This window comes from Methyloceanibacter sp. (genome assembly GCF_058506495.1).
In genome coordinates, this window is record NZ_JBZMXT010000075.1 from 1 (window position 1) to 10777 (window position 10777).

Annotated in this window: 9 protein-coding genes; 3 read left to right on the forward strand and 6 right to left on the reverse strand. The window is 57.9% G+C overall.

From position 1 onward, the window contains the following. From AC33YF_RS11185 to AC33YF_RS11195, 3 genes are all read right to left on the reverse strand, one after another. A partial coding sequence (locus tag AC33YF_RS11185; protein ID WP_491777283.1) for a fatty acid cis/trans isomerase occupies positions 1–2357 on the reverse strand: 2357 nt, incomplete at its 3' end. A 13-nt stretch (positions 2358–2370) separates the two neighbouring features. Continuing rightward, positions 2371–4212: a glycoside hydrolase family 15 protein gene (locus AC33YF_RS11190; RefSeq protein WP_491777284.1), complete on the reverse strand. Its 1842-nt coding sequence runs from the start codon at positions 4210–4212 to the stop codon at positions 2371–2373. Between the two features lie 12 nt (positions 4213–4224). Further along, positions 4225–4992, reverse strand: coding sequence for an SDR family NAD(P)-dependent oxidoreductase (locus AC33YF_RS11195; protein WP_491777285.1), 768 nt, complete (start codon positions 4990–4992; stop codon positions 4225–4227). 193 nt (positions 4993–5185) lie between these two features. On the opposite strand from AC33YF_RS11195, the gene AC33YF_RS11200 reads away from it, so the two are divergent. The 3 genes from AC33YF_RS11200 (at position 5186) to AC33YF_RS11210 (ending at position 7929) form a co-directional block, all read left to right on the forward strand. Continuing rightward, positions 5186–6610 (forward strand): FAD-dependent oxidoreductase, encoded by a 1425-nt coding sequence (locus AC33YF_RS11200; protein ID WP_491777286.1) that lies wholly within the window; start codon positions 5186–5188, stop codon positions 6608–6610. A 123-nt stretch (positions 6611–6733) separates the two neighbouring features. After that, on the forward strand, positions 6734–7624 hold the full coding sequence (locus tag AC33YF_RS11205) for a DUF4339 domain-containing protein (RefSeq protein WP_491777287.1): 891 nt from the start codon (positions 6734–6736) through the stop codon (positions 7622–7624). A 143-nt stretch (positions 7625–7767) separates the two neighbouring features. Further along, the gene (locus tag AC33YF_RS11210) at positions 7768–7929 is read left to right on the forward strand and encodes a hypothetical protein (RefSeq protein WP_491777288.1); all 162 of its coding nucleotides are present in this window, start codon (positions 7768–7770) and stop codon (positions 7927–7929) included. A 25-nt stretch (positions 7930–7954) separates the two neighbouring features. Here AC33YF_RS11210 and AC33YF_RS11215 read toward each other — a convergent pair whose 3' ends face one another. The 3 genes from AC33YF_RS11215 to AC33YF_RS11225 form a co-directional block, all read right to left on the reverse strand. After that, positions 7955–8176, reverse strand: coding sequence for a hypothetical protein (locus tag AC33YF_RS11215; protein ID WP_491777289.1), 222 nt, complete (start codon positions 8174–8176; stop codon positions 7955–7957). A gap of 63 nt (positions 8177–8239) precedes the next feature. Further along, positions 8240–9472 carry a 5-aminolevulinate synthase gene (gene hemA / locus AC33YF_RS11220; protein WP_491777290.1) on the reverse strand — a complete coding sequence of 411 codons (1233 nt, stop codon included), beginning with the start codon at positions 9470–9472 and terminating at the stop codon, positions 8240–8242. Between the two features lie 303 nt (positions 9473–9775). Further along, a complete protein-coding gene (locus AC33YF_RS11225) occupies positions 9776–10189 on the reverse strand; it encodes a response regulator (protein WP_491777291.1) in 414 nt (137 codons plus the stop codon). Positions 10190–10777 lie beyond the last annotated feature (588 nt).

Consider the following 10777-nt stretch of genomic DNA (forward strand, 5'->3'; position numbering starts at 1 on the left):
CCCCGGTGCTTCTTGTTCCAGGCAGTGAACCAGTCGTAGGTGGGCCAAAACCGCGGACTGTTGCGCAGGACACCGTAACGATCGCGGAGGCGGTTCCAGTCTTGGAGTGTTTGGACGTTTCGGAGGCCTCGAAGGAACTCTGCGGACTGCTCAAGCTCCATTTCGAGAAAATAGTTGGGAAAACCGCCGATGACCGTCGGATAGATGCTCATCGTATAGAGATGCGGCAGCTCTTGGCCGTTCTGGAACAAGATCGTGTCCTGCGTTTCGTAAACCCGATTTGCGACAAGCGAATAGACGCGGGAATGTCCCTCAGGATTCTTGAGTCTGAGCAGAATGACACTCGGCAGGAAGCGCGGGAACTTGTAAGTGCGCGTTTGTGTCAGCAGCGATGCAGCCGTGACCCAGTCGTCGTAGCTCTTGATGGGATCGTCTAAAGAGACTTTCGGCTTTTTGTGCGGGTTCAGGAGGTCTCGTGGGCCGCTGACCGTTTCCCCGACATGGTCTTGAATGTCTTCGATGAGGCTGAGCATAGGCGCTCGAGCCGATGTCTCAACTTGTGTTGGCTGGTCTCCGCCGGCGAAGGGTTCAAGGGCGAGTGCAACTTGGCCAAGCCCTTGCGTCCACTCGTTACGAAACTGCTCACGCTCCGACTCTGGCAGCAGGAGCAAGAAATTGTCCTCGAACTCCTGGCGCAAATAATTGAAGAAGACGAGGGTCTCAAGCTTCGGGATGTCACCGGACCAGTATTGGAAGTTGGCGACGGTGTCGTAGTAGATGCGCTCGAACCCGCTATAATCCATGAGCCACAATGTGCGGGGAATTCCGCCCTGGCGCCCTTTCATGACCGATACGTTGGACTCGTGACGCAGGACGGTAAGCCAAGCGTTAGGGTCCTTTTTGTCTCCGTTCCAAATGGCCTCGATTGTGTAGCCCTTTGGCCGCAACTTCTTGAGCGCAGCCGCGTAGGCTTCCTCATAGGCATCGTTGCCAAAGAGCGACCGGTCCATAAACGTTTCCCAGGTCTCAAGCCCGAGCTTGGGATCGCGCACGGACACGTCGTACTTCGGATCAACAAAGAAGACCCAGAATTGATCCTTCACGGCGTAGGTCGCCGTTTGACCGAGGCAAACGGGGCCGTAGGTGATGCCTGAGACGATCACCTCCGAATTCTCCAGCAGAAACCCATAACGGGCTTCGACGGGGATTGCTTGGTAGACCCTGAACGGGTTACCAAGATCCCACGGAGCATCCTCGGGCCCATCGAGCTTCGCGCTATTGCCCCAGTCACGATCTAAGAACAGCTTCTGCAGGTGTTCGATGTGTCGCTTGTCGAGTCCCCAAACGAAGTGGTTCTTCTGAACGATCGGCTCCGTGACTTTATGTAGGCGGTAATAGAACCGTTCCACGCCGGCGTATTTGTAGGGGTTGGTGTAGGGAAACGGCGTGTCGATAATCTCCACCCGCGCTGGCGGGTTTTGGCCCGGGTCACCCGGCGGCGTCTTGGAGCGCACAAGTCTGAAATAATCGCCGGGGCTCTCCTCCAAGACGATAGTTGCCAAAAACATGTGATCGAAAATGTAGCGGGAGACGAGCGCTGACCGCTTGTCTTTCGCGTTGAAGAAATCTTCCCAGGCCCGCACGATCGTAGGGTCGGCGACCATATTGGCCTCGCGGCGTTGCGCATCCGTTGGGCCTGGTGCATCACCGGCGACCCATGCCCGCAAGCGGTCAACGTCCTTGGCATCGAGTGCGGGCAATCCGAACGGCATGCCGATCGCCGGGTTCTCTTCAATGTGTGCAGCAAGCGCTTCCGGCGTCGCGGGACAGGTGTGCTCGTAGCGCCTCTTGTAAAGTGGCATCAACTCCTTCCGCGAAAACCCTGGCGTGTTGTGTTTTGCTCCCGCTTCGATCATTTGCGTGAGCATTGAGCGGGATATGTTTTCTGTGCGGGAGCCGCCTCGCGACAGCACGGGATAAAAGCCACGGTCGCGCCATTCGGCCGTTGTTTGCACCACGTTCATGCCCGTTCGGCCGTAATCGCCCAAGTGAACGGAATAGGGGTTCTCGCCGTAGCCACCGCGTTCAAGACCGCGAAACGACGAGAGCTTTAGATTGCAGGGAGACCCGAGGCAGCCGTGGCAGGCAATGCAGCGCTTATTGAAGAGAGGCTGAATATCGTCCGTATAGCTCGGAACGTAGTGTTCGGTCCGTGGCGGTGGTGCGCTGGCCTCCTGGCCTGTGCTCATAGTTGCTGGCAACGCCATTAGCGTGATCGCGATGAAGCATGCGGCCTTCCGAATGCGCAGCGGCATCGGCAGCCGGTTTCTCGATGGGATGTACGCCTCAGCCTTCATGCTGCCCCGCCTATTACGTTACGTCTGCCTTCGCTGCAGCCTTTCTCGTGGCCATGGTTTTTTCCTTGTCGCAGCGCTGCTCAACCGGCCTTCCTTCGCGCCCGAGATTGCATGCGGAATTGACGAGTGCCAGATGCGAGAAGGCTTGGGGGAAGTTCCCGCAGAGCCGCTTTGCTTCGGGGTCGTACTCCTCACTCAAGAGGCCAACATCGTTGCAGAGACCAAGGAGCTTCTCGAAAAACTTGATCGCGTCCTCCTCACGCCCCATCATGAGATAAGCATCGACGAGCCAAAAGCTGCATGCCAGGAACATTCCCTCGCCTGGCGGCAGACCATCGTTGGCCTTGGACGTGTCGTAGCGTTGGACGAGGCCGTCCTTCATCAACGTTTTCTCGATTCTCTCGACGGTTCCGACAACGCGGGGGTCGGTCGCCGGGAGAAAGCCCATAGCGGGGATCAGCAGCAGGCTCGCATCCACTTCCGTGGCGCCGTATGAGCGCATGAAGCTGTTGAGCTCTGCGTTGAAGCCCTTCTCACAAACCTGTTTGTGTATCGTATCCCGCACTTTGCGCCAGTGCTCGATAGGTCCCTTCAACTTGAAGCGTTCCGCGCTCCGGATCGTGCGGTCGAACGCGACCCACGCCATGACTTTTGAGTAAACGAACTGCTCGGGTCCGCTGCGTACTTCCCATATGCCCTCGTCCGGCTTGTGCCAGACTTCTTCCACCTGCTCGATGATGGCGCGCTGTAGGTCCCAACCGGACTGCAATGGCGCAAGGCCGCCCTTGCGGGCCTGATGGACGGCGTCCAGCATCTCGCCGTAGACATCAAGTTGCACCTGACTGTGAGCGGCATTGCCGATCCGCACTGGCGTAGAGTTCTCGTACCCTTTTAGCCATGGTAGCTCGACCTCGTAGAGCCTCCGTTCGCCGGCTATGCCGTACATGATCTGCATTTGCTTCGGGCTGCCGGCGACGGCACGCAAGAGCCATTCGCGCCATGAGCGCGCCTCGTCGTAGTAGCCTGTATTCATGAGGGCCAGCAGCGTCAGCGTGGCATCGCGAACCCAGCAATAGCGATAGTCCCAGTTGCGTGGTCCACCGAATTGTTCGGGCAGCGACGTCGTAGCAGCAGCAACCAGGCCGCCGGTCGGCTGATACGTCATTGCTTTCAGAGTGATCAGAGATCGCTTGACGATGCTCGCGTAAGGGCCCTCGGTTGTGCAGCTGGAAGTCCAATCCTTCCAGAACTGCTCCGTCCCATGGGTCAACGAGTTCGCATCGAACTCGACCGGCTCGGGTATCCACGATTCGCTATAGGTGAGGGCGAAGGAGGCAGTCTCCCCTTTCTTCGCCGAGAACGTCCCGACAGTCTTGAAGTTTTCACCATGCATCTGGACGGAAGACTGCAGCACGATCCGGCTAGGACCCGCGACGATCCGAAGGCGCCCATCTGGCATTGTCGTGACCCAGGGGACAGATTCGCCGTAGCCGAAGCGTACGACGAGTTCGGACGTGAACTCGATCGTGCCCCTCTCGCCAACGACAAGCCTTATGACATTCGGGTGCTTCTCGCAGGGATACATGAAGTCGATGAGCGTCGCCGCGCCGCTCTTCGTCTCAAAACGGGTCTCTAGAATCAGTGTATCGGGCCTGTACCGACGTGTGATCTTCGCCTTTGGGTCCGTCGCTGAAATCTGCCACCGCCCATTGTTGTCATCGCCGAGGAGGGCGGCAAAGCAAGCTTCCGAATCGAAGCGCGGCAGACAAAGCCAATCGATGGACCCGTTACGCCCGACAAGAGCAGCTGTCTCGCAGTCGCCGATCAGCGCGTAATCTTCGATAGGAAGAGCCATGGCGAGGCGACTCTAAAGCCCAGGGCTCGATTGCATCAAGCCGCCATCGACCATCACCGAGGTTGCGGTCATATAGCTCGCACCATCACCAGCAAGGAAGGCAACAACCGTTGCAATCTCCTCCGGCTTCGCCATGCGGCCAAGGGGGATCGCCGCATCGAGTTTCTTTAGCTTCGAGGGGTCGTCCATCGTACTGGTATTGATTGGCGTCTCAATCGCGCCGGGTCCCACACCCACGATGAGAATGTTGTGGGGCGCAAGCTCAACGCCGGCAGTGCGGGTGAGCATGCGCATGCCACCTTTTGAGAGGCAGTAGGGGGTGTTGCCGGGCATCGGCCAGTCCTCATGGGTGGAGGTTATGTTGATGATACGCCCGCCGTCGCCCTGGCTGATCATCTGCTTGGCGGCTAACTGAGTTGCAAAAAATGCGCTCTTCAGATTGATCTTCAAAACAGCGTCGTATTGCGCCTCTGTGGTATCCAACACCGATGTTCGGGTCTCGATTCCGGCGTTGTTTACAAAGATGTCGAGTCGGCCGAATTTTGCGACGGCGCCACCGATGAGCTTCTCCAGGTCGCCAATCTCGCCCACATCCGCGTCGATACCAATGCATCTGTCGTCGAGGGCCGCGACCTTCTGTTCCAGAGCGTCGGTGGCCTCGGGATGGGCGACATAGTCGATAACGATGTTGACGCCGTGTTTGGCGAGCTCAAGAACGATGGCTTTGCCGATCCCCGTATTGCCGCCAGTGACGATCGCGACCTTGTTCTTTAGGGGCATTTTCAGTCTCCATTGGCAGGTTTGCTGCCGTTCCACCAGCGTCGTAACCGGAACGACACGAACTCGACGTCAATTGATCCGCATCCAACCTAGACATGGTGGCACGCATCGGCAACGGTGCTGAATCGCAAAGACCCATCGAAGAACGAGGCCCGACGCCTGAGCGTCCGAATCAGACGTAGAGGGGAGCATCATGTCCGACCAGTATGACGTGCTCGTTGTCGGAAGCGGCGCGGGCGGCGCGAGCGTTGCTTACAAGCTTACGCTTGCGGGCAAGAGCGTCTTGCTGCTCGAAAAAGGGCCGTTCCTGCGGCGCGACGCTTCCACGCTGGACGTTCGGAAAGTTTTTGTGGAAGGCGTCTTCAAGAATCATGAGCCTTGGCTCGATAGTAAGGGCAAGGAGTTCGTTCCCGGCGAGTTCTACAATGTTGGCGGGAAAACAAAGTGGTACGGCGCGGCACTGTTTCGCTTTCGTCCCGAAGAGTTCGAGGCGGAACCAAATTTCGACCTTCTCGGCTGGCCCTTTGGCTACGATGAGTTGGAGCCGTTCTACGACGAAGCGTCAGACTTGCTGCGGATCACAACGTTCAAGAACGAGCCCCAACTACAAGCTCTGCTGGACAAGATCACGATGGCGGACCCTGGATGGGAGCTACACCCGCTACCGCTCGGTCTATCTCATGACATCATAAACCATCCGGATGAAGCCAAGCACTTCGACGGGTTTGCATCGCCTTCGGGGTTGAAATCAGATTCAGAGCGCAACCTGCTGGACCACATTCGCGACAAGCCAAACTTCAAGCTCGTTGCGGGCGATCCGGTATCGGCGCTTGTCGCCGCGCCGGGCAATCCTCGAAAAATCATCGGGGTGCAGTGTGCAGACGGGTCAAGTTACCACGCGAAGACAGTGGTACTTGCGGCGGGGGCGATGAGTTCGCCTCGTATTCTTCAGGATCACTTGCGTGCGAGCGGTTTGGGACTTGCGTGTGGCGACCTCTTAGGTGCCAACTTCAAGATGCATATCAACTCCGCCCTGCTCGGTTTCTCTCCATTCACCGATCATGACATGCTCCGCAAGACCGCCGTACTTTACAATAATCGTTTCCCCCATTCGTCGATGCAGTGTCTCGGTTGGATCGACGCCGAACTGTTGGCGGCGCAGGTTCCGCCGGAGGTTCCCGCGTTCGTAGACAAGTTGCTCGGCAAGAAAGCGATCGGCTTCTGGGCTACGACAGAGGATTCGTCGAGCGCCGAAAACCGGATTGTTTCTGGCGGTCCCGGCGGCCGACCTAGGATGGACTACAGCCTGGATCGTATTCCGCACGCGGTGAAGGAGCACCGCGCGTTGATAGACGCCTGGATTGAGCGTCTACTGGCGGCAGGTCTCGTTGGTTTCGACAAGTATATGGGGATGGCCGGCACGGCCCACGCGCTTGGTAGCATGGTGACAGGAACCGACCCGGCACGATCAGTCGTGGATACCCATGGGAAGGTCCATGGGATGGAGAGCCTGTATGTTGGTGATGGGAGCCCGCTCCCTCGCGCCAGCCGCGTGAACCCTTCGCTGACTATCTATGCGTGGGGTCTTCGCCTTGGTGCTCACTTGGCTGAGAACTAAGTTGCTGCGGGGAATCTGCTACCTCTGGCCCAGGCGTCGCCATACGAATTTCTGGCCTCGACGTTAGATCGTCGGGGATGCTAAGGCAGCGGCTTATTGTCTGGGCGGACTATGGGGAGGACAATGCAGAAAGCAGGGGTGAACGAGAATAACGCTGAACTCGTGGGCGCGCGCTGGTATCTGAGCCGTGATGGAGAGCAGCATGGACCGCTTTCGGACCGTGAGCTGTCCTTGTTTGCCGAAGGCGGCAATTTTCAGCCGGGGGACCTTCTTTGGACTGAGGGGCTCGACGAATGGAAGTCCGCCGATGCGATCTTTGGACTCGCAGAGGCCGACGATTCCGGGGCGCCCGTCGGCGAACCTTCACTGGATGCCGCGGACGCTCATGCGGACGACGACGTCGCCACAGAAAGAACTAGTGCGCCGGAGCGGCACGGCGTTGGGCTTGCGGACGATCCTCTACTCGATGACACGATCGACGAGAATGTCGGGGCGCTTGCGAAGGCCCTGCGAGGCGAAGCGGAGGCTGCAAAGCTCTCGTTTCAGGCGCAGCTCATCGCGGACCTCAGAACATTCGGCGGGTTTTGTGCCTATCTCTGGATTGTGTTCGCTGTTCTGACTCTGCATGCATTGGCTACTGGCGCGCAACTAGGGATCGGTCTCAGCTTTTTCATACTCACGACTTTGAATGCATTCGTGCTGATGCGGGCATGGCCTGTGCTTGAGCGTCAGAGCTTCCTCCAGAGCCTTCAACACAAGCCGCTGATATACACAATTGGCTTCAAGACCCTTGTTTTCGGCGTTGGACTTGTCTTGGCCTATGCGGTGGAAATGAGCGTCTTGGGTGTTGCCGGGATAGGCTCAGGTCCTTCGAGCGTGGTCGGCGGCTTTGGCGGTGTGCTGGCTTGGATTCTAATTTTGGGTTTGGCTTTGCTCCCGTATTTCACGTTTCGTGAGGTCGAGGTCGCAGTCGGTTCCGACATGATGCGCAAACTACTGTTCCGCCGGCATTAGTGCGGCGCTGCTATGGGCGGCGCAGTTTCCTGCTGCAGCCAAGGAGATTTGCGACTATCGACTTGGGAAGATTTGGTGTTTCTCGGCGGCACGGGGACAGGCTCGAACCGGCAGTTCGAACAAACTGGGGCGAGGACTAACGCATGCCAATCATCATCTTCTTGCTGCTGGCCGCCATGGTGGCGACATTCGGGTTTTGGGGAACCCTCAAGGGCATTATCGGCGCGATCGGGGTGATCGTGTTGTTGTGTCTGCTTGCTTTGCTGACGGTATCGTTCATTGCCGCTTGGATCATGCGGCGGTAACGGTTCGGCCAGCGCAGCCCGAAACCTAATATTTGTGCCGCTGTCCGGTGATTGCGAAGTCCGCCTCCTCAAACTGCTGCTTTTGGACGATGCTCCCGGTCGCCTCCAATGCGCGGCGGCAGGCTTGGTGAGCTTTTTCTTTTTCCGTTTCAGATAAAGCTTCGCCGGCCTCAATCATCTCTGCCGCTTCGAGGCACGAGCTTCCGTCGAGTGCCGATGCCTCCGCCGGCATCTGATGGAAAGCCACAGTGTTTCCACAGCGCATGAGTGCGGCAAGCGCCCGGACCCCCATGATGACGACCTTACCTGGCTACTCTGCCGCAAGCCTCACATACTGACCGTTCGCAACAGGGCACGCTGCCCAAAGCTCGCGAAGGGACGAGACTAAAAAGGCCATCTGAGCATCCGTATGGACGGGTGATGGGGTGAGACGCATCCGCTCTGTGCCTCGCGGCACCGTCGGGTAGTTGATCGGCTGCACATAGATTCGGTAGTCCGATAGCAGCGTATCGGTCACCGCCTTACAGTGCACCGGATCGCCGACCATGACCGGCACGATGTGACTTGGGTTGTCCATAACCGGCAAGCCCACGTCCGCGAGCATTGTTTTAAGGGTTTGGACCCGCTCGCGATGCCGCGCTCGTTCAATTTCCGAGCGCTTGAGGTGGCGGATGGAGGCGAGGGCTCCAGCCGCGACGGCGGGCGCCAACGATGTCGTGAAGATAAAGCCCGGCGCGTAGGATCGGATCGCATCGCAGCAGGCTCTGCTTGCGGCGATATAGCCGCCCATGACGCCAAAGCCCTTTGCCAGCGTGCCATTGATGATGTCGACGCGGTCCATTACGCCTTCCAATTCGGCGATACCGCCGCCGTGCGGGCCGTAGAGCCCGACGGCATGAACCTCGTCGAGGTAGGTCAAGGCGTTATATTTGTCAGCGAAGTCGCAAACCGTGCCGATCGGCGCGATGTGACCGTCCATGGAGTAGACGCTCTCGAACGCGATCAGCTTCGGCGTGTCTAGGGGAACGGACTTCAACAGCGCTTCGAGATGATCGAGGTCGTTGTGCCGGAAGATGTGTTTCGGGCCGGCGCCATGCCGAATGCCCTCGATCATCGATGCGTGGTTCTTCTCGTCTGAGAAGATCTCCAGGCCTGGGATCAGGCGGGTTAGCGTCGACAGCGTTGCGTCGTTGGCAATGTAAGCGGATGTGAAAAGAAGTGCGGCCTCTTTATTATGGAGGTCTGCCAATTCGGCTTCGAGTTCCACATGATAGTGCGTCGTACCAGAAATGTTGCGGGTTCCCCCAGAACCGGCTCCAACCTGATCGATTGCCTCGTGCATTGCCTCACGCACCGCAGGGTGCTGGCTCATGCCGAGATAATCATTGGAACACCAAACCGTGACATCTCGCGTGCCCCGGTCTGTGAAGTGGTCGGCGACGGGATAGGCGCCACAACGCCGCTTTAAATCGGCAAAAACGCGATAGCGACCCTCTTGGTGCAGCGACTCAAGATGCCGTCGGAACTGATTCTCGTAGTCCATATGTCTCCTATTCCCCTAGACCCTTGGCGTTCGCCAACGCCACCCAGCTATTGGTCGAACAGAATGGAGAGCCTGAGCAGTCCGGTTGGCACAAGTTCTTGTCTTGCTTGTGTAAAGTTCCAACCGTCACTGTAGTCGCCCCTGCTACCTATCCCAATATCGGCATCTTCACAAGAACAACGGGCTGCCCCCATGCCGTCTCAATGTCGCATGGCAGTCACAGTTGTGTTTGACTCATCTCAACTTTCACGTCACCGGGAGTGTTGTTCTCCGGGCGTGATCCTGACGAATGGTGCGATGGCGTCAGTTCTGGCGGACGGTCGCGCGAAAGGCTTCGAGAAAGACGAGCCGCGAGAACGGCTTCTGCACGATGTTGCGATGGCCGTAGCGGCCGGAAACATCGCTTGGGTCGTAGCCTGTGGCGAAAATATAAGGCAGCCCCCGCGCATCCAGGGCGTCCGCGACGGGGTAGACCAGCTCCCCGGCGACATTGAGATCGAGCACAGCGGCGTCGACCACGTTTTCACCTAATAGTCTCAAGGCTTGCCCGACCCGACTTGCCGGGCCGACGACCTGGCACTCGGACTCAACGAGCATATCCTCCAACTGAAGCGCAATAGGCGCCTGATCCTCGACGACCAGCACGCGAAGTCCCTTCAATAGCTCTTCTTCCTCGGATGGCATACCGACTATAGCCCTGAGTTTCCCCTCGCGCACTTGTCACTCCGGTCGAACTCTGAGTCGTAGCCCATGCGGGCAGTCATCGCGACACCAAAATGCGCACAAGCCGCGCGTTAACACTCTGACCAATAGAGCTGATTCCAAACTGATGCGAAACAGCCCATGTCTTGGGCAGGAATTGTGCACAGGCGGGCGACGAGGCGTGCCATTGCTGTGGCCTCCGGCGACTGCTGGGCAATGCCGCTACTCAAACCTCAGGCTGACTAAGTGTCTGTATTTAAACCAAAGTGTCTGTGCTCAGCCCCGAATCTGCCAGCTTGCGTCCCGGCATGAAACTCGTGGCCTAAATGTCACAACGCGGGCGAAAAGCTGTACGCCCGGTTTGTTAGCAATTTACCTTCCAGGCGGATCGCGTATAAGCAGATGTTAGAACTCTCTGCTGAGGGAATTCGTCCGCATTTCGACGAAACAAACGCCGAGTAAGGCAATCAACCGCAGCAGAACCGAGAGTTTTGGATTAGGTAATTTGGCCAGGGAAGGTGGACATGGAGATGTTTGGGGGACTTACGAGAACATCTAGCCGCGTAGCGATTGCGGCAGCGCTTGGGCTTGGTGCTTTTGCTT